Source organism: Sphingobacterium sp. 1.A.5, assembly GCF_002734235.1.
In the GTDB taxonomy this organism is placed as follows: Bacteria; Bacteroidota; Bacteroidia; order Sphingobacteriales; family Sphingobacteriaceae; genus Sphingobacterium; species Sphingobacterium daejeonense.
Genome location: NZ_PEBA01000023.1, coordinates 152,145 through 177,635, shown reverse-complemented (window position 1 = coordinate 177,635; position 25,491 = coordinate 152,145). Strand labels below are relative to the sequence as shown.

The 25,491-nt window shown below is 36.5% G+C and carries 25 protein-coding genes; 7 read left to right on the top strand and 18 right to left on the bottom strand.

Annotation, left to right across the window (positions count from 1 at the left end):
- The first annotated feature begins 224 nt into the window (after window positions 1–224).
- On the top strand, window positions 225–2,246 hold the full coding sequence (gene ppk1 / locus CRT24_RS11275; protein WP_099371336.1) for a polyphosphate kinase 1: 2,022 nt from the start codon (window positions 225–227) through the stop codon (window positions 2,244–2,246).
- A 5-nt stretch (window positions 2,247–2,251) separates the two neighbouring features.
- Here ppk1 and CRT24_RS11270 read toward each other — a convergent pair whose 3' ends face one another.
- Together CRT24_RS11270 and CRT24_RS11265 are read right to left on the bottom strand one after the other, a co-directional pair.
- Window positions 2,252–3,448, bottom strand: coding sequence for an OmpA family protein (locus CRT24_RS11270; RefSeq protein ID WP_099371335.1), 1,197 nt, complete (start codon window positions 3,446–3,448; stop codon window positions 2,252–2,254).
- Window positions 3,449–3,588: 140 nt separating this feature from the next.
- Window positions 3,589–4,350 (bottom strand): SDR family oxidoreductase, encoded by a 762-nt coding sequence (locus tag CRT24_RS11265; protein WP_099371334.1) that lies wholly within the window; start codon window positions 4,348–4,350, stop codon window positions 3,589–3,591.
- A gap of 202 nt (window positions 4,351–4,552) precedes the next feature.
- Between CRT24_RS11265 and CRT24_RS11260 the strand changes: the two genes are divergently transcribed.
- From CRT24_RS11260 to CRT24_RS11245, 3 genes are all read left to right on the top strand, one after another.
- Entirely contained in the window at window positions 4,553–5,455 is a 903-nt protein-coding gene (locus tag CRT24_RS11260; protein WP_099371333.1) for an AraC family transcriptional regulator, read from the top strand.
- Window positions 5,456–5,582: 127 nt separating this feature from the next.
- A complete protein-coding gene (locus CRT24_RS11255) occupies window positions 5,583–6,107 on the top strand; it encodes a hypothetical protein (protein WP_099371332.1) in 525 nt (174 codons plus the stop codon).
- A gap of 492 nt (window positions 6,108–6,599) precedes the next feature.
- Window positions 6,600–8,039, top strand: a complete 1,440-nt coding sequence (locus CRT24_RS11245) for a TlpA disulfide reductase family protein (RefSeq protein ID WP_099371330.1) — start codon at window positions 6,600–6,602, stop codon at window positions 8,037–8,039.
- A gap of 33 nt (window positions 8,040–8,072) precedes the next feature.
- Here CRT24_RS11245 and CRT24_RS11240 read toward each other — a convergent pair whose 3' ends face one another.
- Entirely contained in the window at window positions 8,073–8,513 is a 441-nt protein-coding gene (locus CRT24_RS11240) for a hypothetical protein (RefSeq protein ID WP_144034568.1), read from the bottom strand.
- 110 nt (window positions 8,514–8,623) lie between these two features.
- On the opposite strand from CRT24_RS11240, the gene CRT24_RS11235 reads away from it, so the two are divergent.
- Window positions 8,624–9,202, top strand: coding sequence for a hypothetical protein (locus tag CRT24_RS11235; protein ID WP_099371328.1), 579 nt, complete (start codon window positions 8,624–8,626; stop codon window positions 9,200–9,202).
- A 180-nt stretch (window positions 9,203–9,382) separates the two neighbouring features.
- Here the strand turns inward: CRT24_RS11235 and CRT24_RS11230 are convergent, their stop codons facing one another.
- The gene (locus tag CRT24_RS11230) at window positions 9,383–10,243 is read right to left on the bottom strand and encodes a carboxymuconolactone decarboxylase family protein (protein WP_180269119.1); all 861 of its coding nucleotides are present in this window, start codon (window positions 10,241–10,243) and stop codon (window positions 9,383–9,385) included.
- A gap of 38 nt (window positions 10,244–10,281) precedes the next feature.
- The gene (locus CRT24_RS11225; RefSeq protein ID WP_099371327.1) at window positions 10,282–11,073 is read right to left on the bottom strand and encodes an AraC family transcriptional regulator; all 792 of its coding nucleotides are present in this window, start codon (window positions 11,071–11,073) and stop codon (window positions 10,282–10,284) included.
- Between the two features lie 461 nt (window positions 11,074–11,534).
- Between CRT24_RS11225 and CRT24_RS11220 the strand changes: the two genes are divergently transcribed.
- Both CRT24_RS11220 and CRT24_RS11215 read left to right on the top strand, forming a co-directional pair.
- On the top strand, window positions 11,535–12,146 hold the full coding sequence (locus CRT24_RS11220; protein WP_218962615.1) for a hypothetical protein: 612 nt from the start codon (window positions 11,535–11,537) through the stop codon (window positions 12,144–12,146).
- A 273-nt stretch (window positions 12,147–12,419) separates the two neighbouring features.
- The gene (locus CRT24_RS11215) at window positions 12,420–12,950 is read left to right on the top strand and encodes a hypothetical protein (protein WP_180269118.1); all 531 of its coding nucleotides are present in this window, start codon (window positions 12,420–12,422) and stop codon (window positions 12,948–12,950) included.
- Between the two features lie 268 nt (window positions 12,951–13,218).
- On the opposite strand, the gene pcaF is transcribed toward CRT24_RS11215, so the two are convergent.
- The 13 genes from pcaF to CRT24_RS11150 all read right to left on the bottom strand — a co-directional run bounded on the left by pcaF (window position 13,219) and on the right by CRT24_RS11150 (window position 24,774).
- Window positions 13,219–14,427, bottom strand: a complete 1,209-nt coding sequence (gene pcaF / locus CRT24_RS11210; RefSeq protein ID WP_099371325.1) for a 3-oxoadipyl-CoA thiolase — start codon at window positions 14,425–14,427, stop codon at window positions 13,219–13,221.
- An 8-nt stretch (window positions 14,428–14,435) separates the two neighbouring features.
- Window positions 14,436–15,782 carry a 3-oxoacid CoA-transferase gene (locus tag CRT24_RS11205; protein WP_099371324.1) on the bottom strand — a complete coding sequence of 449 codons (1,347 nt, stop codon included), beginning with the start codon at window positions 15,780–15,782 and terminating at the stop codon, window positions 14,436–14,438.
- Complete coding sequence (gene pcaD, locus CRT24_RS11200; RefSeq protein WP_218962614.1) at window positions 15,779–16,540, bottom strand: 3-oxoadipate enol-lactonase; 762 nt, start codon at window positions 16,538–16,540, stop codon at window positions 15,779–15,781. Before pcaD ends, CRT24_RS11205 begins: the two co-directional genes overlap by 4 nt.
- Window positions 16,541–16,658: 118 nt before the next feature.
- Window positions 16,659–17,714: an NADH:ubiquinone reductase (Na(+)-transporting) subunit F gene (locus CRT24_RS11195; protein WP_099371322.1), complete on the bottom strand. Its 1,056-nt coding sequence runs from the start codon at window positions 17,712–17,714 to the stop codon at window positions 16,659–16,661.
- Between the two features lie 18 nt (window positions 17,715–17,732).
- Window positions 17,733–18,098: a phenol hydroxylase subunit P4 gene (locus tag CRT24_RS11190; protein WP_099371321.1), complete on the bottom strand. Its 366-nt coding sequence runs from the start codon at window positions 18,096–18,098 to the stop codon at window positions 17,733–17,735.
- 92 nt (window positions 18,099–18,190) lie between these two features.
- Complete coding sequence (locus CRT24_RS11185) at window positions 18,191–19,687, bottom strand: YHS domain-containing protein (protein WP_218962613.1); 1,497 nt, start codon at window positions 19,685–19,687, stop codon at window positions 18,191–18,193.
- Between the two features lie 28 nt (window positions 19,688–19,715).
- On the bottom strand, window positions 19,716–19,991 hold the full coding sequence (locus CRT24_RS11180; protein ID WP_099371320.1) for an MmoB/DmpM family protein: 276 nt from the start codon (window positions 19,989–19,991) through the stop codon (window positions 19,716–19,718).
- 3 nt (window positions 19,992–19,994) lie between these two features.
- The gene (locus tag CRT24_RS11175; protein WP_099371319.1) at window positions 19,995–20,993 is read right to left on the bottom strand and encodes a phenol hydroxylase; all 999 of its coding nucleotides are present in this window, start codon (window positions 20,991–20,993) and stop codon (window positions 19,995–19,997) included.
- Between the two features lie 45 nt (window positions 20,994–21,038).
- Window positions 21,039–21,338, bottom strand: a complete 300-nt coding sequence (locus CRT24_RS11170; protein ID WP_099371318.1) for a phenol hydroxylase subunit — start codon at window positions 21,336–21,338, stop codon at window positions 21,039–21,041.
- Between the two features lie 12 nt (window positions 21,339–21,350).
- Entirely contained in the window at window positions 21,351–22,268 is a 918-nt protein-coding gene (locus tag CRT24_RS11165; RefSeq protein ID WP_099371317.1) for a dioxygenase, read from the bottom strand.
- Between the two features lie 36 nt (window positions 22,269–22,304).
- The gene (locus tag CRT24_RS11160) at window positions 22,305–22,595 is read right to left on the bottom strand and encodes a muconolactone Delta-isomerase family protein (RefSeq protein WP_099371316.1); all 291 of its coding nucleotides are present in this window, start codon (window positions 22,593–22,595) and stop codon (window positions 22,305–22,307) included.
- Window positions 22,558–23,721 (bottom strand): muconate cycloisomerase family protein, encoded by a 1,164-nt coding sequence (locus CRT24_RS11155; RefSeq protein ID WP_099371315.1) that lies wholly within the window; start codon window positions 23,719–23,721, stop codon window positions 22,558–22,560. Before CRT24_RS11155 ends, CRT24_RS11160 begins: the two co-directional genes overlap by 38 nt.
- A 162-nt stretch (window positions 23,722–23,883) precedes the next feature.
- Window positions 23,884–24,774 carry an AraC family transcriptional regulator gene (locus CRT24_RS11150; protein WP_099371314.1) on the bottom strand — a complete coding sequence of 297 codons (891 nt, stop codon included), beginning with the start codon at window positions 24,772–24,774 and terminating at the stop codon, window positions 23,884–23,886.
- Window positions 24,775–25,491 lie beyond the last annotated feature (717 nt).

Below are 25,491 nucleotides of genomic sequence, written 5' to 3'. Positions count from 1 at the left end.
AAAATTTGGTAATTTATTTTCTAAAATGAGAAGATAAATTTCTCCTCAATTAGCATTAGCATTAAACTCTCAAAAGTTATTCCGATGATATATGAATAAAATTTAATCGAATAATTATTCCCCATTTTTATGACTCTTTTAACATTTTATTATCATTTTTTACAATTATCTTGTATCATATTTGCTTATAGAAAAATTAGTTTTAGAATAGATTCAAGATAAATATGGAAGCGAAATTCATTGACAGGGATATCAGTTGGTTGTATTTTAATGAACGAGTTTTAGGGGAGGCGAAAAAAGAGTCAACTCCACTTTTGGAAAGGATGAAATTCCTTGCCATTTATTCCTCTAATCTCGACGAATTCTTTCGCGTTAGAATACCCATGATATATGGGAAGCGAAAAATCATCAAGAAAAACAAAACTAAAAGTCAAGTAGAGGATTCTCAGCCAAGTACTTATAAGGAGATCAAACAAATCATCAGAAGGCAACAGAAATTATTCGGTAAAATTCTGGTGAAAAGTATCCTTCCGAAATTAAGGGAAGAAGGTATAATCTTGAATTATGGAAATAAAATTCCTGAGTTTGCAATACCTGAACTCAGAAAGCATTTTCAGGTGAATCTCGCTTCATATATACACATTGTGGACCTTAAGAAAGTACCTGATTTTTTTCCTCTAAACAATCAAATTTACTTCTATTGTACTACCAAAGAGGAGAACGCTTATATTATTAAAATCCCAAGTGAAAATGCTTCCCGATTTAAAGTTATTCATCATGATGGATACGATTATGTCTTTTTTATAGATGATATTATCAAGCATTTTATTCAAGAGAATGATCTATTTAAAAATTTAAGTCAGATTTATAGCTTTAAGGTTACGCGTGAAGCTGAATTGAACATAAAAGAAGAAGCAGGTAAAGATCTGAGTGAAGAACTGCGCAAAGAATTGAAGAAAAGAGATTTCGGATTAGCAACAAGGTTACTTTATCCTTTTAACCTGCCGGAATCGGAATTGCAAAATGCCCTTGAATACTTGAATCTTAAGAAATCAAATACCATGAAAGGTGGTCTTTATCACAACCTTAAAGACTTTTTTTCTTTTCCAATAGACAATCAAGATTTGCAATTCGAACCCTTTAAGCCGGTTTCTCAGTTGGATTCCTCAAATTTTGAAATGCCTAATATTTTCGATGTCCTTGATCACGAAGATATTCTGCTGCACACGCCTTACCATGATTATGATTTGGTGCTCAGGTTTTTCAATGAGGCTGCTCTCGATCCAAATGTTTCGCATATCTATACGACAGTTTATCGACTTGCTAAAGACTCAAAAATTGGTCATGCCTTATTAAATGCCGCAAGAAACGGAAAAAAAGTTTTTGTATTTGTAGAACTGAAAGCTCGCTTTGATGAAAGCAACAATATCCTTTGGGCTAAGAGACTGAAATCTGAAGGTGTTCATATTTCGTATGGTATCCCCAAGATAAAGGTTCATGCGAAAGTCGCCTTGGTCATAAAGAACAATAAATATTATGGTTTGCTTTCCACCGGTAATCTGAATGAAAATACAGCCAAACAGTATACTGACCATTCCATGCTGACTTCCAATCAAGCAATTTTGGAAGAGTTGCACCAGTTGTTTGTCTTCTTGAGCCAGAACAGAAGGAAAACAGTCGACGATAATATTGAATTCAAACATCTTCTCGTTGCTCATTTTAATCTTTACGAAGAATTCCTAAAGTTGATTGATTTCGAAATCAAGGAAGCTGAAGCCGGTAGAAAAGGAAAGATTCGAATCAAACTCAATAACTTGGAAGAAGAAAGTTTGATAGAAAAACTATATGAGGCATCTCAAAAAGGAGTTCAAATAGAGCTGATCGTACGTGGGATCTGTCGATTGATTCCGGGTATAAAAGGGATGAGTGAAAATATCCAAATCAAAAGGATTGTAGGCAGATTCCTTGAGCATTCTAGGATATTTAATTTTTACCATGCAGGAGATGATTTAGTGTTTTTAGGATCTTCGGACTGGATGTTCCGCAATGTGTTCAACAGGGTAGAGGTATGCTTCCCGATTAATGGTAAAAAGCAGAAAAAGGAAATACTGACCTATCTGCAAATCCAGATTGATGATGACGTAAATGCTTCCCTTATTGGTGAAGATGGAAAAAATGTTGAAATAGAGACCATAAAAGGGATCAATTCCCAAATAGCTATCCGGGATTTTTTGGACGAGAAATAGTTTGATTATTGGGGAGTCAATAACTTCACAACAATTACTGACTTTCTTCCTTTTTCCGATATTCCATTATCGTAATCTATTCCCATTCCTTTGGTTTGGATTCGATATTGGTCTATTCCATTTTCTATGAGATAGTTCTTAACTGTATTGGCTCTACGTTCTGAAAGAATTTGGTTATAGCCTTTGGAACCGCTCAAATCCGTCCAACCTTCAATATGAATAGTTGCTTTTGGATGAAGTTTTGCAAAAGAAATAACCTCGTTCAAAACGTCTTTTTGTATGTTGGAAGTTATTTCGAAGCTATCGAATTCGTAAAACACAGTATCTATTTTTGTGATTGGTTTCAACGTCAAGGCTATCGGAATTGAATCTACGGGATCAGCTTTAATTTCCATTGAAATTATTTTAGTTGATTTTTCAACCTTCGGTATTCTAATATGAGCAGGAGATACTCTCACTCTAGAAGTGCTAATAGCAATATTTCTATTCCGATCATAGCCTAATTTTATTCTTACTCCTAAAGCCAAATCAAACTGCAAATTAGAATTTGTGGGATCATGCCTCGTGATACCTTCAAATCTTTCATCTTCTAACCAATATAAACCTGGTCGAAAATACAAGAACGTTCTGTGATTAATTTGCTTTATAAAACTTAGATCTCCACCAAAAGAGTAACTCAAGAATTTTGAGTTTTGACCATCACTGATTTTCTTGTAGTTGGTTTTACTGTAAAGTCCAGGATTAAAATTATTTAGAAATAGAGTAGGGGCTAATTCAATGTTAAAGGAACGATGCTTTTTTGAAGTAAGATTCATTAGATTAACAGGGACACGAAATCCTGCTCTATAAAAATTTATTTCACTATAAATATCCTTGACTAGAAATTCCCCGATTTCTTTAGCTATAACTCCATTGCTATGGATCAAGTAATCTTTTTGCCAGTCTTTTGGACCTAGCTTTCCTTTCCCAATTCCAAGATCAAATTCAAGGGAAATCCAATCGTTGAATCTAAATCCTGGTTGAATATTGAATGTATATCCTGGATGGAATTTTTTTCCAATAGTAGATAAGTCTCCCCAGAATACAGGTATACCGCCCTGAGCGGAGAGATAAAACCTGTAAAATTCAGAATAGCTTTGAGCATAAACCTGTGAAGTGGATAAAACTAAACAGAAAGTAAAGATAAAATATATAATTTTCATAATTTGCTCAAATAGCTGATATATTCGTATTGGTTAATTTTGAATACAAATTTGCTTAAACAAATAATGAAAATCAAGTATTTTGATTATAAAAATAAAATTTAACGATTTATAATTAACTAAATATTAAGTATTTACGCTTACTGAATGCTATAACCTCCATCTACCACTAGTGTATGTCCGATAACAAAACTCGAGGAGTCACTACATAACCAAACAACTGCATTTGCAATTTCTTCAGATTTTCCCAAACGCATTGCCGGAACGGTAGCAATCATAGCATCCAATACATCTTGTTGTCCTTCCGCCATCATTTTATCAACCATCGGAGTATGGATAATCCCAGGACAGATCGAATTTATTCGGATTCCTTGTGAAGCATATTCGAGAGCTGCACTTTTTGTTAAGCCTATTACCCCATGTTTTGCAGCATGATAAGTCCCTCTTTGGGCACCGCCTAATATACCGCCAATGGAAGAGCAGTTTACGATTGCTCCATGACCTTGTTTGCGCATTTGTTGTAACTCATATTTCATGCAATTCCAAACGCCCTTTAAATTGATACTGATCACCCTGTCAAAATCCTCACTGCTTTGATCGGCAGCATCGGCAAGCTTGTTTTGAATTGCAGCATTATTATAAGCTGCATCAAGTCGACCATATTTTGATACTGTTTTATTAATCAAGTTCTCAACCTGACTCTCATTTGATACGTCACATGGTATACCAATAGCATTATACCCATTAGATGTTAATTTTTGTACGGCATTATCCAGCATTTCTCCTTCTAAATCTGACAATACAACGGATGCGCCTGCCTCCGCAAAGGCTTTGGCAGCAGCAAATCCTATTCCTTGTGCTGCACCAGTAACCAATGCAACTTTACCTTCCATTGTTTTCATAGTAATGTGATTTTCTTGTTTTTAAAATTATACACCGTGGTGTAAGTTTTTGTTTGTACGATATCTTAAATACAAAGGTCATGATTGATTTAAAGAATAAATTATACAATTCACGGAATATGCTACCAATTCCACAGATAGTTGAGTATTTTAATGATGGATTGATTCATTTTGGTAATTTTAGGATATTCAAATAATTATAATGGACGACATTCTTAAAATCAAAACAGTGAGTGAGCATGATGCTTTCTACCATAAAGAAAACCTGCATCCAATGGTGAGTGTTATTGATTTCGACGGTCGGGTTCCAGAAATTTATGCCTCTAAGATGGTTTTTGACTTCTATATAGTTTATCTAAAAGATGTCGTTTGTGGGGATTTGAAATATGGAAAACAACAATATGATTATCAAGATAGAACCTTGGTGTTTGTTGCTCCAGGCCAGGTAATCCATGTTGATATCAATACTGATTATAAGCCACAAGGTTTTGCACTAGCTTTTCATCCTGATTTCTTACATGGAACTTCATTGGGAAAAATTATACATGATTATTCCTTCTTTTTCTACGAATCAAATGAAGCTTTGCATATATCCCAGAAAGAAAGAAAAATAGTTTTGGATAGTTTTGAGAAAATATTGTTTGAATTAAACCAAGGTTTAGATAAGCACAGCAAAATGTTGATCATAGAGAATATTCAACTGTTCCTAAATTATTGCAATGGATTTTATGACAGACAATTTATTACCAGAAATCAAGTCAATAAAGATGTTTTGATATCATTTGAAAATTATTTGAATTTCTATTTTCAGTCTGACCAACCCAAAACAAAAGGATTGCCAACTGTAGGTTATTTTGCTGAAAAATTGCACCTGTCAACCAACTATTTTGGCGACCTTATCAAAAAAGAAACTGGGAAAACGGTTTTGCAATTTATCCATTTGAAAATGATAGACATTGCCAAAGATTTAATTTTGGAAAACAAAAAAACTATCAATGAAATAGCCTATCATCTTGGGTTTAGATACCCAGCACATTTCACAAGGACATTCAAAAAAAATACTGGCCTTTCTCCAATTGAATACCGGATCGAAAATTCAATTTAAATACAGACTCCATTAAGTCTTCTCATTTTCTTTCAATCAATTTGAGGTTGATTTAAAAACTTGCCATAGGGCAAGTTTATCCAAAACAAGTGTCACTAACTTTGATATACACTAAAATTTAAATCAGATGGACACAGCACAATCAAAACAACTGAATGCTATTATTCCAGCATATAGGATGCATACTCAAACATTTTTACAAGCGATAGATGGCATTAGCGAAGAAGATGCCGTTAAGCGAATTGATAATAAGACAAATAACTTGATTTGGATGGTAGGTAACTATGTCAATATGAGATACAGCCTTGGAAATGTCCTGGGTATAACTGATGAGGATCCTAACAAAGAGCTTTTCTTTATGGGAAAAACATTAGATACCTCAAAAATATACCCAACATTGGAACAACTAAAAGCTAATTTCACGGATATTTCACCAAAAGTTTACCAAGCTCTATTGAATGCAAGTGATGAAACACTAGCTGAAATGTATGAAATGGGTATGAGTATTCCATTTATAAAAGAAGATAAGTTAAACTTTGTTGGAATGAGTATCGGAAGGGAAGATTATCTTCTTGGCCAAATGGCTTTAATCCGTAGAGTTCTGGATTACCCTTCGATGAAATATGATGTTGATGAAAGCATAGGGTATTAGTAGGGAAGGTTTGGTGCCCCTGATCGCAATGGATGATGTCCGTGGTCGCCATGGTTGGTCTCCCTGGTCGCCATGGTTGGTGTTCTTGGTCGCCATGGTTGGCGTCCCCACCAACCATGCCTATAATAGTTACACCCCTACAGGGTTGAGTGGCGTAGGGATATTTTTGTTGGCAGGAGGGGACACCAGCCACGGCTTGAAGCAGCAGTACCTGCGTTGGTTGCGTTGGTTGAGTGTAGGCGAAATCAGTAGCCGAAACCAGTAGTCGAAGGGTGGTCCCTGAGCGGAGTCGAAGGGCATGCCCAACACACATTGGCCGCGGCATTTTATCCATTCTTCCGACTTTGAAAATGAGCGGACATCGGCTTCGAAAATTCTTTTAGGCTGCAAAACCTTGTAAAAAGAATAGTTGACCCTTCTTGACCAGGTTGATACAGTGAAATCACTATTCTAGATTATTTATTATCTTTAAGTTAATCAATAAGTAAATCTATGAAAAAGTATATCCCCCTATTTTTGGTTTTATTTAGCTTGATAACATCAAAGATTTCTTTTTCTCAAGAGAAAACCAACCAAGGTTACAGTGCAATCCTCTTCAAATTAAAAGGTGATTATCCAAAGGATTTTAGAATTATCCAAAGTGTATATTCCAATTTATTAGAAATGTACTTGCCGTTCGAATTGAATAAAATCAATGACTCAACTTATTATACGTCATTCCGAAAATTAAATCTCTCAACTTATCATTTCATTTTAGATGAACAATATTTTATTTCAAATATTGAATCCAATTCAATTGATACAATAGAGTTTGATTTTGAAGACAAAACCAATTTTAAAGTTAGTTACCAAGGGAAATACACAGATTTTTTTTATAATTCAAAGAAGTTCGTTGAAATAATTAAAAACTTAGTATTCAATGAAGCTAAGGACGAAACATGGACTAGTTATACTGTGGATTATGAAAATTCGGACGATTTGAATGGATATTTGGATGAAAAGATTAAAAGGAAAAACAATTACTTAGAAACTATCACACAAAATCCTACGATGCTTACTATTGGTAAGGAGATTATAGACCTCAGGGAAATAATTAACGCAATAAATGAAATGGAGAATGTTCCAAATAATCAGCAATATGAAGAACGTATTCATCTTTATCAAACTATATTTAAGGACAGAACACAGTTTCTAAAATTTCAATATGCTGGTCAATATGAAGTTTTTAACGCGATATTGAAAGACTCATTGCTAAATCTTCCGGATATATCCATTTCTGGTCCGTGGGAGTTCGAAAATAAGTTAGAATCTATTTTTGGAAATAGCCTGGGAAATGATTTTAGAGAGTTTTATGAAAGAATAATTGCAGTTGCTTATATTCTAAAATTAAAAGGGGAAAACTCATTAAACCCAGACCATAAACTGGCGATTCTAAACTATTTTAAAAACGACCTCTACAAGAATTATATATTGACTAAAAATGAATTGAATTCAAAAGAAGTAAACCTTTCGAATGTTCACTATTTGCCATTTGACAGTAAGAATGAGGATGTTTTCGAAAATATTGTTTCAAAGTATAAGGGCAAGATTGTCTTGATCGATAATTGGGCAACTTGGTGTGGGCCATGTATTGCAGGTTTTGAAAAAATTCATCCCTTAAAAGAAAAATATAAAGATAACAAGGATATAATTTTCTTATATCTCACCGATGAATCTTCTAACTACAATATTTGGCAGGGATACACCCAAAAGCTTTCTGGGGAGCATTATTTCCTATATGAGAATCAAAGTAATAAAATTTATGATGATCATAAAATTAATGGCATACCACATTATATGCTTTTAGATAAGGAAGGCAATATAAAATATAGTGAAACAATAGTGGATAGTATAGAAACAAAAATTGATGGTTGGATACAGTCGGTTTTGTAAAAGTTTCCTTTCGCAAATGTGTTGTTCAATCCATCACTTTAATCTCCTATAAATCTCAGCGCATGGTTCAATACATCTTGAATTACGGAGAGATAAATAATTATTGTCCTTGATGTAAGCTTGAAAACTTTCTTTTCTGGTTTCGGATTTTGGATCTAACGCATTACACTCAAATGTAACAGTTAAGTTTGCACCTGTAGGACTATTTGGTTCCTTAGGCGTAAACGTATAAATACCATCACATGAAAATTTATTGTTAGTTGTTTTGCCTGCAGAATCAAAAGTAATAATTTCATTTTTGTCTGACTGATCCTCAACATGTATATTGCCACCACCATCGTCAAATTGCGTTTCAACTACTTTCCATCGGCCTACGATACCTGTCTGACTATTATCAACAGCAAATTCATCACTATCCTTGCTACATGAAACAGCAAAAACCAAAACCATATATAAAAATATTCTCTTGATCATAACCTAGGCGTTAATAATTGAACGAACATTTATATCTAAATTTAAAGAAAAATTGAAATGGCTAAGAATTTATTTGTAAAGTTTAAATGAGATTAAAAGATTGACAATTAATGAAAACATATCAATTTAAAGACCTTACAATTGAATTGCTTGATGAACCAACCTACAATTTTGGATCGTCAAACAATAATTTCAATTATTCAAAACATTATTTTGGTGACAATGCTATAGATTATTGTTCTTCCAAACACGGAATCAAAATATATAAAGACTTCCAAATTATTGACAGTTGCATAATTATCGGATCGGGCGGCGTAACTTGTATACATCAGAATTCATCACTTATTGACAAAGAACAATTTTTGGTCTGCTGCGGTGATACAATTTTTTGTGTGTCACTTTCAAACCTTGAATTGAAATGGAAGACAAAAGCAGATCAAGCAACTTGTTTCAAAATTCTTCAACAACGTGAAGATTATATAGTCCATGGTGAACTTCAAATTTCAAAACTTGACAAAAACGGAAAAATAAGATGGGAATTTGGAGGTGAAGATATATTTGTTTGTATTGACAGCGATGAAGAGTTTAAAATTGAAAATGATGGCATTCTATTAACTGATCTTTCGAAGACTAAATATAAAATTGACTTTGACGGAAATTTAATTGCGTTAAATAATATGGGTAGTTAGGCTATCACTATCATTATTTCGATGACTTTCTACCCAAGGGAAATGTTCGACTTGCTGTCCGCGCATCATTTCGTAGGTGATGAATGTTTACCTTCTGCTCGCTATAAACAGGAAACCTGTCAGCCTTTAAAACTAAACACTTTATGTTTACATGGGCGAGATATTTGTCACGGACATATTTTATCTTTCCGATAGAACTTCTTTTAACACATTCGTTCCATTAATGGCAGAAGGAAATCCTGAATAAATTGACATCAGCAACATAATTTCTTTTATTTCATCTACGGTAATCCCGATGTTTATCCCAGCATTTATATGGAATTTTAATTGTGGTTTTGCCGTGCCCAATGCCGTTAAAGCAGAAATAGTTGCTATCTGACGGTGCTTTTTGCTTAAATTATCCCTTGAAAAAATATCAGCATAACCGTATTCGAGCGTGAACTGAACCAATTCTGGTGAAAAATCGTCATAAATATTCTTAAGTTTTTCCACTTGCATGCTATCTAATGCCGATAACTCCTTTTCACCTAATGTAAGACGGTCTATTTTAATAATCTTGGTTGCCGCTTTACCTACATCGTCCTTGATTCCGTTTTCTTGTCTTTCCGTTAAAACTTCTCGAAGTGCGTTCATCCCATTGATACTACTCGGAAAACCTGAATAAACAGACATTTGTAAGATAACTTCTTTTACTTCATTGATTGTACTTCCCGTATTCAAAGCACCATTGATATGTACTTTTAGCTGTGGCTCTGCATTGCACATAGCTGTTAATGCTGCCACAACAGCAATTTCTTTGGATTTCATATCCAATCCCTCTCTTGAATAAATATCACCAAAGGCATATTCAATAATGAACTTTCCTAGCTCGGGCGAAATATCTTCTAAACTTTTGATAACCCTCTCGCCGGCTTCCCCGTCAATTTCTTTGAGTTTTTCCCAACCCAGTTTAAATCTCTGTGAATGCATTTCTCTTGGAGTTGTTTGACTGATAGCATTTATATTAAATGTTAAAAGCAAAATGATCAAAACTAATTTCATTTTTTAAATTAAAATTAGGCTTAAATCAATCGGAGTAGTTAGGACTTCTTTCTGATTTTTGGGTACTTTTCAAGAAATTCTGTAGGAGAAAGGTCGGTTTTCTTTTTAAAGATTCTTGAAAAATAAGAACTATCCTCGAATCCCAATTTAAAAGCAATTTCACTGTAGTTGAAATCAGCATATAACAGCAATCTTTTTGCTTCAGTAATTTTCAGTTCCAATTGCAATTGTTTTGCGGTTAACCCTGTATCGATTTTACAAGTTTGGTTCAATGTTCCTGCGGCAATCCCAAGCTTATCTGCATATTGTTCAATAGAAAGGTTTTTATCAAGGTTACCCGAAATAAGGTTCTTAAATTCTGAAATAATATGATTTGAATGATAATATCGAGTTTCAGAGGATATGAGTAGAGAAACCAAGTAAGAAATTGCAGATAATTGATTGTTACCTGTAAGCATCCGTTTAAAAATTTCATCGATAAACTGTAGGTCTGCCTCTTTCAAATCAATGAAAGGATATGAAAATTCAATGTTTAAATGCATTGCCGTTGGGGAATCAAAAAGAATAAAATATCCGGAACTATCAATGGAGTAATTCCAATTATGAATTTGATTAGGATTAATAGTGAAAATTTTATCAGATGAAATTTCATGTTCATTAAAGTCTATGACATTAATCCCGACGCCCTTTTTGAACCAAACCAAAGAATAAAAATTGTGCCGATGCGGCCATTCAATGACAGGATCCGGCGTTTCCTCAAATACACCAACATAATAACCCATGGATTGATCTATATCAGGGATAATATCTTCTATAGAATATTTTTTCATTTTATAATATTGGTTAATCTGGTGGTAATTAACACTCAATCATCATAGGAGAGGAGCTGATAAAACAAATTTAATAAATTAATATGTATAGGACTGCTTAAAAATTATGTGCTTAGAATGATGGCCGTGGTCGGTGTCCCCACCGGCCAACATTTTCGATGGTCTTCCTAACGCAAGGGGATTTGCCATTCCATAGCTTAAGGACGATACTTTTGAGGTGCAAAAATAACCAAAACGGTTCCTCATTTAAGGTGGCTTGTCGCGCAATTCCTATGCACTTGGAAAAAATGCCTTATTGCCCCACCAGCCAAGGCTTGAAGCGTCTATTTATGTGGGCTGGATGAAAAAAAGTTTATGATTTTCCTATTGTCATTTTTTTATAATCTTGTGGTAATAAAAACTTGTAAGCCAGTTGTTTAGATATTTATGGATTTTGATAAAAGTAAATTTAAGGTATATACTTGGAAAATTGGATGATGTTGCATTGGTTGTTAAATCCAGGAATAATGGTAAATGAACTTATTTTGGGGCAACGAGTTCCCAAGATTTCACTTGAGGAAAAAACAACAGACAAACAATGGTTTGAAAGAAGTATAGTGCCTTGTCCTCATTGTGAAACCTTACATGATGGAAGAACTTGGTCATCTGTAAATGGAACTGCATTTAAGAATTGGTTTGGACTTTATTGTAATACATGTGGGAATATAATTCCTTGCTTGACAAATGTCTTCAGCCTTATTATTCTAGTTATTACATTTCCTATTTGGGGTTGGTTTAAAAACGCCTTGAAAAATAATTGGCTTAAAAAACAACCACAAAGATTTATTGATATCAATTTAGAAACAACAACATCCCCTCTGCAAAAAATAAGTTGGCTTAAAATTGGATTAATTTGGGGTGCATTTATGTTTTTAATATTTATGGTTATGCTCTATTTAGATGGTTCAGAAATCCCTTTAATAATGATATTATTAGTGGTAGTAATCAGTGCTATAGGAGGGTTGATTTTTGGCTACCTAATGAAAATTATTTTTAAAGCAACTATTAAAATAAGAAATATATTCAGCAAGTAATCAGATTCCCCAAAAATCTCTTTAATATAAAAATAGAGTTAGTCAAATCGGGCTAAGCTGAGTAGCTATTTAGTCATATATTAATTAAGTTTCTTTAATTGAAAACCATCTATTTAACACAACTTTATTTATATTGGTGTGTCATTTAATGAAATATGATAAAGATATTATTTCAAAAAATATTTATGTTTTGCTTCTTGAGAAACTTGTATTGTATCGTTTTCTGTCACTAAGTGATATCACAATGTAGTTAAGGTAAAAATGGACGGAATTATGTTTTTGGGAGTAATATTTTTGGTTATTCTGTTGATAATAGGAATATTAATTGCAATAACCTCCTACCTATATAAATATCTCAATAGGAAGTTCCCAAATAAAATTTATAGATATTTAGCATTTACCCCAATCATAATTTCAACATATTTTGTTTGGACTGCATTTTACCCTACTGAAGATTTCTATAAAAATGAATTTAAAAATTTAACTCAAATAGAATTCCCTAAAAAATCAAAATTCATTTATAAAACTGCAACATTTCCAGATCATTTTGGCGACTATAATTCTGTTTTTTTATTAGAAACAACTCAGGAGGAAATTGAAAAAATTAAAATTCAGATTGAGAAATTGAAGTTTGAAGAAATTAAGGAAGACAAATGGCATTCTCATGAAACCAAAACGGCAATTCAAAAAACAAAAACAAAAATCAAGCATCAATATAATTACGAAGTAGAAGGAGGAAAAAACTATTATGTTGCTTTATTTGATGACAATAAAACCGTATTAGTAAGAAGAATGAGTTGGTAGAATAGACCGATGTTAATATAAAAATCTCACCATCGGTGTGGAACGTTTATCATTATGCCTTGTTCGCGCAAAAGACATGGTTCGTCTCTTGGTCGACATGGTTGGTGTCCTTGGTCGCCATAGTTGGTGTCCCTTGTCGCCATGGTTGATGTCCTTGGTCGCCATGGTTGGTGTCCCCACCAACCATTAATCGACGCCGTGATCAGTGTCCCCACCGCCCACCAATTCTAATGTCTTATGTCTTATGTCTAAAGTCTACTTTCTAATATCAAACTTTCTCCAATATAATAGCATAACCTTGCCCCACACCAACACACATGGTAGCGAGTGCATACTTCGCATTTTTCTTGTGAAGTTCGAGCGCAGCGGTATACGTAATTCTTGTGCCCGACATACCCAAAGGATGACCAATAGCAATAGCTCCGCCATTGGGATTGATACGTGGATCATTATCTGCTAAACCCAAGGCTCTGGTACAGGCCAATGCCTGTGCGGCAAACGCTTCATTAAATTCCATAACTTGAATATCATCTAAGGTAAGCCCAGCTTTCTGCAACGCCTTTTGCGTTGCACTTACAGGGCCGATACCCATAATTCGTGGTTCTACGCCGGTAACTGCCGAACTCACGATTTTTGCAAGAGGCTTTAATCCATATTTTTCTACCGCATCTCCTGAAGCCACAAATACAGCAGCAGCTCCATCATTTAGACCAGATGCATTTCCTGCTGTAACCGTTCCGTCTTTTTTAAAAGCCGGTTTTAATTTGCTCAACCCTTCTAATGTTGAGTTTCCGCGAACAAATTCATCCTTGTCAAAAACAAGCGGTTCACCCTTTTTTTGTGGTATCACCACTGGCATAATCTCTTCGGCTAACCTTCCGTTCTGTATAGCCTGTGCAGCTTTCAGCTGGGATGAAAGCGAAAACTTATCCTGGTCTTCCCTTGAAATCCCATACATATCCACCAGATTTTCTGCTGTCATTCCCATAGGATCGGTACCATACATTTCTTGCATTTTCGGATTCACAAAACGCCAGCCAAAAGAGGAATCCTCCATTTTTGAATCCGTACCAAATCCCTTGGATGGCTTTGAAACAATGAGAGGGCTTCTGGTCATGTGTTCCACTCCTCCGGAAATAAAAATATCACCATCTCCGGCTTTGACCGCACGGTAGGCATGGACGATAGCAGACATGCCCGACGAACATAGTCGGTTGACCGTTTCTCCAGGAACAGTAACTGGAAGTCCAGATAAAAGAGCCGCCATTCTTGCTACATTTCTATTGTCTTCACCCGCCTGGTTATGGCAGCCTAAAATGACATCATTGATAGCCTCTTTTGGGATCTCAGGATTTCTTTTTACCAGTTCTTCAATGACCATCGCTGCCAGATCATCTGCACGAACAGCGCTCAATGTTCCGCCAAAATTTCCAACTGGCGTCCTGATTCCGTCAATAATATATGCTTCCTTACTCATTGCAATTGTTACTTTAAACGTTTTACAAATTTTGCCGTAGTTGTAGCTACCACTTCTTCCAAGGTTGCATCCGGCATTAATTCGATTAATGTTAGCTGTCCATCGATAAATTCAAAGACCGCTTTATCGGTGATGACCATGTCTACTGCTTTCAGGGCAGTAAGTGGTAAGTCGCATACAGGAACAATTTTGGGATCACCGTTTTTTTCGGTGTGGGTCATCGTAATAATCAATCTTTTTGCTCCTGATGCCAGATCCATTGCACCACCGACTCCTAAAAGCGGCTGTCCCGGAACTGCCCAGTTGGCAAGATTTCCACTTTCGTCTACCTGTAATCCTCCCATGACGGCAACATCGATATGCTTTCCTCGGATCATGGCAAAGGAATCGGAGGAATCAAAGTATGAAGCCCCTTTCAAGGCTGTTACAGGGACCTTACCAGCATTGACTGGATAGTCCATCGCACCGCCACCATCTGTTGGGGCAGGGCCAACGCCCAGCATACCGTTCTCTGTATGGAGGATAACACCATCTTCTTCAGTAATCAAATCAGCAACTAGGGTAGGGATGCCGATACCGAGATTGACCACATCACCACTTTTCAACTCCTGCAGGGCGCGTTTTGCCATATGGAGACGAATTTCAGAAACCTTTTTACTAGATGAAACTGCTGCTGAACTGCCAAGGTCTTCCAATGTAAGTTTCGCCAATACCAAATAGTCCACAAAAGAAGCTGGGGTATGGATGGATTCTGGAGGGATTTCGCCCACAGGAACAATCTCTTCCACTTCTACAATAACCAGGTCTGCGGCGGTAGCCATTGCCGTGTTGAAATTCTGCTCGGTCATTCTGTATTGCAGATTCCCTGCTGTATCTGCCCTCCAAGCTCTTATAAAAGCGACATTTCCCCTTAGGGCAGGAATAAACACCTGTTCAGTACCATTGAGTGTTTTGGTCTCCCTTCCCTGTGCCAGTTCTGTACCGGCAGAAGTAGGGGTGTAGAAACCACCGATGCCAGCCCCTCCAGCACGTAAAGCCTCAGCCAAAGTGCCCTGTGGCAATAGTTCATAGGCTACCAAACCATCCTGTGCAGCTTTTACCGCTTCGGAATTCGATGTGAAAAAAGAACCGATCATTTTACTGATCTGTCCGTTCCTGAGCAATCTTCCGCCACCTATTCCAGGTTCGCCTACATTGTTCCCTATAAAGGTTAAATCTTTTGTTTGTGTTTCCGCAAGGGCATGCATCAGATGAACCGGATTTCCCGTCATCCCAAAACCCCCTTGTAATAGTATATCTCCATCTTTTACTAAAGCAACTGCCTCTTGCAAAGATATTTGTGGTACTGTCTTCATTTTATATGTTGTTGACCTGAGAAATGAATTATTTTTTTTGAAAATTCTTCCGGATGTTCCTTGTTAGAAAGGTGTGCCGCTATCAAAGAAACCTGTTTGGAAAATGGTATTTTATTTTGCATAAAATCTCCATCCTCCACGGTGGTTACACCGTCTTTTGTTCCTGTAATTATCAAAGTTGGTATATCGATATTCTGCAAATCTTCTCTAAAATCGGCATCTCTCACGGCTGCGCAACAAGCAGTATATCCACGAAGAGAATTTGAAGCGAAAATCCCAAGAATTTGATTGACTTTATCTGGATATTTAGCCCTGTATTCTGCCGTAAACCAACGTTCTGCCGTTCCATATAGAATACTGGATAGACCGTGTTCATTAACTTGATGAATGCGATTATTCCATCCTTCGACTGTGCCGATTTTTGCTGCAGTATTGCTTAAGATAATTTTAGAAAATCTAGCAGGAAAATGAAGTCCTAAGTATTGCCCAATCAATCCACCCATAGACAATCCGCAGAATATGACTTTTTCTAAGTTTAAATAATTTAAAAGTTCAATCACATCTCCTGCTAATTCTTTGATGCTGACTTCATTTTGATGGATACTGCTTTTTCCGTGACCACGTGTGTCGTAAAGAATGACATTGAAGTGATTTTTTAACATCTCAATGTTTTCATCCCACATATTGAGGTCACAACCTAATGAATTAGAAAAAACGACCGTTTCTTTTTTATTAAAATCATCAGATTTGTAATGCATATCGGATTCTTTTAATGATAGTATTGGCATTGATTTTTTTAGAAATTGGTTATTTAAATTTATAAAAAGGCTGTCTCCATAGACAACCTTTTATAGAATTATTATTGCTTTACTCTTTTTAAATTGATTTGAAAAAAGGACTTTTTGGGGTACTATTTTGGTCTGCTTTAGAGAAAAATTTCTCTAAATAAATATCTCTTTCAAACAATCTTCCTTTGAATAAGCAAGAAATACAAGACTCAATCATAGGAGGTGGACCGCATAAATATGCTTTGTGTCCCATAAAATTGTTTTCAAAAACCTTTAGCGCAGCATCTCCCACATATCCTTTTTCACCATCCCAATCGGTTGCATTTTCGTCAGATATTACAGGATAGTATTTGAAGTTATCATACTTTTTTTCATATGCACGAAACAGATCCGCATAATATAATTCATCTACACTCCTTGCTCCGTGAAATAAAGCCATAGGGTGTTTGCAACCATTTTCTAACTGTTCTTCGATCATGGCTTTAGGCGAAGAAAGACCGGAACCACCTGCAAAAAATATCATTGGTTTTTGAGCAGATTCTCTGATGAAAAACCTGCCATAAGGGCCAACAATCCTGAATTTATCACCAACTTTTGTGTTTTGATGGATAAGTGGCGTCACTTCTCCATCAGGCACAATGCTGATGTTTAGTTCAATCACTTTTTTGTTGTTGGATGAAGTGGCAATTGAAAAAGATTTCCCTTCATCAAATCCAGGATAATAAAACTGAACATATTGCCCCGCTTGAAATTCAATCTCTTCATTTAACTCTAGAACAATCCCTTTGATCCTTGGGGTTAAATCTTTGACTTCAATTACTGTTCCCTCAAAGTCTCTTACCAATATTGACTTGGAATCCGGATCTTCATCAACATCAGCTTCTATAACACAATCCTCTTTGGGAACAGCAACACAAACCAAGCATTTATTTTCATCTCTGTCAATGTCTAGCAAGGCAAAGGGCGATGCCTCTCCCAAATCTACTTGACCTTCTAAAACTTCAACTTTGCAGGTTCCGCATAAACCGTGACTGCAAGCATGTGGCAAATAAACACCTTGTCTTAAGGCAGCGTCCAGAATAGTTTGCCCTTCGTTTACCGTGATTTCATCTCCGGTCGGTTCTATTATTATTTTATAACACATAGCTTGAAATTTTTCTCGTTAAATTCCAACACCATGAATACCTCTCAGCGTTGGTGTATGAAATCGAACAATTGATTTATGGTCAATACCATTTTCTGCCAATGATTTGTCAAAATCTGGAGTAAAGGATTCACCATTTAAAAACCAATGAACCTCCGTAGTGTCCCAATCTAAGTTTGCAAAATCAGGATGATCATTATAGCAAAGGGGGAGAACTTCGGTCATAAATATTTTGAAAGGCATATTCGGTGGCAATGGGAAACCCATTGCCGAATTGATTAACCTATGGTTGTCCCAAGAGGCATATACCAAGTAGTTTCCACCAAAGTTTTCTACTTTGTCTCTTACGGGTGGATTATATTCTCCAATTTTTGTGGTCGCCATATTTTTTTGGTTTTAAACCCATTTACTTCTTTTTTTTTATAAAATATAATGGGTGAATTGTACATTAAAATTTAAATTCTGCTTACTAAGATTTACATCATATTATATGCAACCTCATCCTCAGAACCTTTGTAATCTCTGTTTTCTATACCGTCATTAATCTTATAGAAATTCAGAACATCTGGAATAGTTGGTCCTCCACAATTGCCTTGGAAAATCTGCTGAACTGGCATCCAGGCATAGACATATTTTTCAGGTTCGTTCTCAAAAATATGCTGGCAATGGTCTGAACAGAAATGATATCTTTCCTCTTTATATATGGTTTGTCTTTGATGAAATTTCATCGGTTCGTCACTTTCAGTTTCTGTGAACAAAACTGGAACTTGGCAAACCTGACATAGATGCGGTAACATTTGTGAATAATAGCGATCTCCTTTATCGGCTCTTTCTTTCCAGTGGTCGTAAACAGGTTTGTAGTATTTATCGAAAGTCTCAGGATATTTTTCGCTCAACCATTTTTGTTTTTTTTCATCAGGAATCCATGTATGCATAGCAGTTGCAGCACCGTGGGTATAGAAAGTCATCCAAACTTGGTGAGATGCATGTTCTTTTTCTGCTTTAATTCTGTCTACACAATCAGGTACTTTTATTCCATATTTAGCCAAGTCATTAAACAATCCGACTGTGTTTTGCTCGAAATAAAGTTCCCAAGCCTCCTTCCAAGATTGAGGTGATTCTGGCAGCATATAATCCATCATGGCCGCCACCAATACCAAAACTCTGTATCCTCTCCAAGTCCATTTGTCAATCCATCTCTGAACAATCGGTACGTTGCCAGGATCTTGCTCCAACATAAATTTGATAGCCTGTAGGCCCAAAGTCATATGGCGTGCTTCGTCAGATTGAGCAGAGAAACCGAAAGAAACAGTTGCCATATCTCCATTGAATGCAGCTCCAGACATAAAAGGAACGAATAAAAGATTGGTTAAAACGTATTCGAAAGAAAAACCAATGGCAACGATAAATTCAAAGGGACCTGCTGTGCGTGCGTCGTCAAAGAACGATTTAGGAACTGATAAATACCAAACCCTATCATGCCAGTGCGGAAATTCCGAGAATCCATTGAAGTGTCTGTTGTAATGGCTCATGGTGTGCACTTGCGTTTGAATGTGACGCAATTCGTCGATAGCTTGCATTTGACAGGCAACTCGAGGACCATCGCCTCTGAAGTGTCTTGCAATATGAGCAAAACCTCTGTGAGCTTGGTATTCTGCCGGTGAAACTCCAGTTAAAAACAACTTCAATGCCGATAAATAACTGGCATCAGTCAAATTTTTCTGAGCGTTATTCTGAGCAAATGAATCTATGATAGCATATAATTTTTTATCTTTTTCTGCTTGAAATTTCCAATAGGCATCCATTGTCATTCTAAACGGATCCTCCCAAGCCTCCCAGTCATGAATTTTTATTCCTTCGAATTGGTCATAAGGGAAAACTTTGTCCATATCTTGATAGGTGGTTTCCCAACCCAGACGTGTCATGGCCCTGTATTGATCCTTCATACTCAGGCGTTTTTTTCTTTTTTCCATATCGATATTTTTTCTATTAATAATAATGTTAGGCCCAGAAAAGAGTGAAGTGATCGTAATCTTCATCAACGTTTCCAGAAAGTGTAATCAAGATGATTTGTAATTCCTGTGTATCCCATTCTCTGCCAATCAAACCACTTACAGTTTCCGCATTGATGGTTAATCTTGACGGTGCGGTAATTTTCACCATTGCAGCATCGTATCCAATTTCAGCCTCCGGGTTGTCCTTTTCGATAGCCGCTACCACTGCTTTGGATTCTTCAACGGCTTGAAGTGCCAAAAAAACTTTACTTACATCTGCCATATCTTACAGGGTTAAGCCGCTTTTGATCAAACGGTCAGTTAATGTTGTTTTAATTTCTTCAACTACTTTTTCAGGTTCCTCAAATAAATTTTTCGCTAAAGGGAGTATAGCATTTTGTGCCACCTCAATATATTTTGCAGCCCAATTTTCGAGTATGTTTTTGTTTTCTTCTGATTCGGAAGACACAACTTTTATTGTAGAATCTATCCACTTGTTAGTTTCTTCAGACCAATCAGAGAAAAAGCCTGTCAACATCAAATAAGTTCCGGCTTGCGGTTGTTTTACTAATTCTTTTTCATAATGATTAAAGAACAATTCATAGACAAAGGCGTCTGCAATCACGTTTTGCAGCAAGTGAAGTTCGAACCAATCTTCAATCACGAAAGAATCTTCGGTCAATTTTCTCAATCCTTGCCATGAAGGGTTGTTTAACCAATTGTTTCTTGCTGTTTCGAGAATCTCCACTTCATTTTCACTCAACAACAAAGCGATTTTGGTAAGCAATTGTGCTGTGCCGATTCTATCTTCTGCCTGAAACATTGCCGCCGCAGTAAATGAAGCACCATAACCTTCTGAAACCAATTGTAAATTGTTCATATTGGCACCCCACTCATAATGTCGCAAAGGCAAAATATTTTGAAAGAATTCTTCTTTTAATGATACGGGTATACTATCAACCAAATTCTTCTTATCTATATATGCAAAGTTTTGGGTAGTGCTTTCTTGTTGTTTGGCTCTTGCTGCAACGTAACTAGAATAGTGGAACTGGCGTGGATCCAAAATTTTATACCAATCACTCATCTTGATAGATGTTTTGCGCTCGTCGTATAATTCGAATTTGGAATTATAAGTAGGTAAATAATGAAAATTGACAGTTGGTTGCAGATCATAAGTTGCTTCTTCGTACCGGCTTGCAATTTTACCTTCACCAATACGCCTCGCTACGTGTCCAAATGTTTCACGCTTGGCCTTAATCTGTATGCTTTTAATTTCTAATGACATAATTTTATTTGTTAATTGTTTAAAAAAGAGAATATAGCATTGATATTATTCACCAGAAACATCTTCGTCTTCATATTCATCATCTTCGTCGGGTACTTCAGTTCTAGTTCCTAATACACCATATTTCCACTTGTATTTGTCGTTTGCTACAGCCAACAGTTGTTCCTCTGTGAGAAAATTCACTTTGTTATTTTCACAAAATTCATTGAACTGCTTTTTAGGTAAAGCCAATTCTACGTACATCGTTGGATCGCCGACAGCAAAGTCAAACTCTACCAAGCCCCTGTCTGTTTCATTGGTTATGTTGACATACTTCTCGAAGGGGACATTCAATTTTCTACCCATAATTTCAAATATTTAAGCTAGGGCTACTCTTGTACGGTTATTTTCACCTGCAGCAATTTTTTCATTATCCTGAACAATGTTGAAATCAAAATCAATAGATGCATAAGCCTCATCAATACCTTTTTCTTTGGCTTGTTCTGCAGAAATTCTTGTAATTGGAGGTACCAAACCGTCTTTGTCTGCAAAAGCAAAATCTTGACCTAACAAAGCATCACCTTCAATATTGATTTGTGTAGTAAGTTTTCTGAATCCAGGCGCTGAAATGAAAAAGTGAATGTGCGCTGGTCTAGAACCGTGGCGGCCTAATAGTTGCATCAAAGTGTCTGTTGAGCCATTTGGCGGACAGCTGTAACCAACCGGGACAAATGATTTGAACTGATATCTTCCGTCTCTTCCAGTTCTAATTGATCTGCGTAGATTAAATGCAGGTTGAGTTTTGTCAAAGTAAGAATACATACCTTTTAAATTGCAGTGCCAAACTTCTACTAAAGCACCTTCAACTGGATTTCCGTCTTCATCTAAGACAGTTCCTTGCATATAAAGTCTTTCTCCATTTGGTTCTGGTTCTGTTTCTAATTCAGCATAGCTCAATGATTCTGGTGCACCAGCAACGTATAATGGACCTTCTATGGTTCTTGGAGTTTTAAGCTCTAAACCGGCTTGTTTGTCTTCCCAGTCCATTCTTTCATCAATGTAGTGTTCTAGGCCCGTTCCAGCATAAATAAGGCCCCATTCGTGGTTTCTGCCAGCACCGTTTAGCCAGTCTAAACCTATCCATAGTTCCTCGCTGCTAATGTTCAAATCGTCGATAGCGTAAAACAAATCTTTCAACAATCTGGCTACGATTTCTTTTACTCTTTCGTTTCCTTTTCCTTCAACTTCAGTGTTTTTAATTTTTCTTAAAACCTGATCAATTAATTGTTTTTCCATTTTTTTAATATTTTAAAACTATTCTGACTTTTAATGTTAAATCAAAGATTCTCTGATCGCGTTGGGGTGCTTGCACAAGCTTTTTACTTTGATATCCATGTATGGAAATAATGGTAGCGAGCTTATGATTTGGTGAAGTTCTTCTGGACTATCCGCTTCTATGATGCTCACATTTGAGTATTTTCCTGCGACTCTCCACAGGTACACCCATTTTCCTGACTTTTGCCATTTTTGAGAAGTTTCTTTTTCTCTGGCTAAATAATCTGCAAGCCTTTCTTCGCTCCAAGATTCAGGGATTCTTACATCCATTTCTACTGCATATACCATGTTTTATTTTTCTTTTATATTTTTCTACCTGATTAAGGTCCAGTTCCACACCTATACCGGGGGTTTGTGGCAAGGTCAATCCGAAGTTTTTGTATTCAATCGGCTTTTTGACAATATCATCGGTCAACAAATGAGGACCAAATAATTCGGTTCCCCAGTCCAAGTTGGGTAATGTTGCGAAAACCTGTGCTGATGCGGCAGTTCCAATGCTACCTTCCAGCATGGTACCACCATAAGTAGAGATTCCTGCACCATGAGCAATGGCTGCTTGTCGAACGATATTGGAAAGTCCACCTGTCTTCGATATTTTTAAGGCGAAAACATTGGCTGCGTGTATTTTTGCCAATTTAAATGCATCCTGAATCGTGGATACAGATTCATCTGCCATAATTGGAACTTCAAAATAAGAAGTCAATCTTGCCAAACCGTCAAAGTTTGATTTAGCTATGGGTTGTTCAATTAAATCTATTCCGGAATCTTGTAATTTTTGAATCGCTTGTTTGGCAAGTTGTTCACTCCAAGCTTGATTCACGTCTACAGTAACTTTAATATCGGCTCCTAATTCCTTTTTTATAGCAGCAACATGTTCGATATCTTCTTTAGGATTTTTGCGACCTATTTTTAATTTGAATACGTTGTATTTTTTTTGTGAAATGTAATTTTTAGCTTCTTCAATATCTTTTGCTGTATCACCGCTTGCCAATGTCCACAGAACCGGTAAGGTTTCTGAAATGGCGCCGCCCAATAATTCATAAACAGGAACTGATAATCGCTTACCTTGGGCATCTAACAGTGCTGTTTCAATGGCTGATTTGGCAAAATTATTTCCGCATATATTTTTATCAAGGATATTCATAATTCCATTGATATTGGTGGGATCTTGACCAATGAGAAGAGGTTTAAAATAGGTGTCGATAGCTAGTTTTATCCCTTCGGGAAATTCATCAGAGTAAGCGATACCGCCGATAGTGGTCGCTTCTCCAATTCCTTCCACATCATCCGAACAGAACAGGCGGATGATCACCATCGATTGGTTGCGCATGACGGCCATCGACAAATGATGGGGGCGAATGGTGGGGAGATCAACAATTAAAGTCTCAATTCCTATTATAGTAATTTCTGCCATTTCTCTTATTAAAAGAAAGTTTATAATGTTAAAAGGTTTACTTACTCTTTGGTAGCGGTTATGCACTCTTTTAACAAACTTAATAGGATTTTAAGGTTGGATGTTAGGACTTTTCGTCTAATAATGGTACAAATGTGATAAGTATATCAAATTATATAATTGCTAGGATTTGATGTTCCGTTCTTTACGAAATTCATTGGGGCTTACTCCGACCTTTCTTTTAAAGACACGTGCAAAATAACTCGGGTCTTCAAACCCCAGGGAGTAACAAATTTCATTGATGCTTTTCTCTATTTCCGAAAGTTGCAATTGTGCTTCCGCGATATAAACATCCATGATGATCTCCTTAGGTGATTTTCCCGCTACCGCGCGGCAGATCCGGCTGAGGTGACCGGTAGTGATATTGAGCTCACCTGCATATTTTTCAATGGTCTTCTTGTAGGTGCTCGAGATCCTGACCAATTGCGTGAATCTCCTGTAATAGATGGTGGAGGTGTTGTCATTGCTAAAAATACTGAGCTGCTGGTTATCCGGTAAACGGTTAAGCTGTACAATAATCTGTCCTGCGATATATTCGAGCATCAGCAATTTACCAGTCTGTTCATCATTATATTCTTTGATGCAGTTGAGCATGGTCTGGAATATACTTTCAGAATATTCACCGGTAGTTACCTGTATAATACGGAAAGTTTCGAGTGCGGAAATTACATCTGCCTCACGCTTGATCATGTGTTCAAGCACAGCATCGGAAAGACTGATAATCCAGCCTTTCTGTTCACCCAAGTGTTCAAATCCATGCTCCGTATTTTTAGGGATTGTTATTATCGAAGGACCCGAAACACTTATCTTTTCATTCTGATAAAGCAACAGGGTTTCTCCCTCGATCAGTAAAAATATCTGGAACTGATTATTATGTAAATGTGGCTTTACAGTGTTGTTGTTTTGCTTTCCAATGATACCAAAAGGATATATGTAGACTAAGCCCTTGACAAAATCAATCGAATCACTCCCGTATAAGCCCCCAAAAAAAGTCCTTTGCTTGTTATTTGACATAATCCACAGGTATTTTCGTTGCTTTAAAATTAACAAAATAACCTAATAAGAGTATTGTTTTTAGGTATTATTTTTAGGTAATAATCATTAAGTCTGTTTTAAATTTTTGTATGCTGGGAATATTGACAGTAGCTATGGCGAACCAACACCCAAGGGGAATATGCCGGAGGCAGGATGACATGGTTGGTGCCCTTGGTCGCCATGGTTGGTGTCCCCACCAACCATCAACCGACGTCATGGTTGCTGTCATTGGTTGCCATGGTTGGTGTCCCCACCAACCATCATCTGACGCCATGGTTGGTGTCCCTGGTTGCCATGGTTGTTGTCCCCACCAACCATCAATTAATTCAATGCCAGCGGCATGCCATATCTATAGAAAATGAATAGCCCCCAAAATTTAACGCCATGGGCGTGACATGTTTGATAATACGCCAAAACGATGATCTTTTTTAAATATTGATACAAGGTTGTTAGCATGACTTGAACTTATTAAACCTAAATAAGAATGCCATTTCATGGCAGGATTACGTTACTTTTGAGGCGCAAAAGTAACCAAAACGCTTGCTCATTTAAGGTGGCTTGTCGCGCGAGTCCAAAGCACATGGACAAAATGCCTTTTTGCCGAGGATGCCGTTCTAATCAATTATCTCTATTGAGGAGATAATTGGTTGAAAGCATCCAAGGGCAAGGCCACCCCTCAAATGCCGCGGCATTATA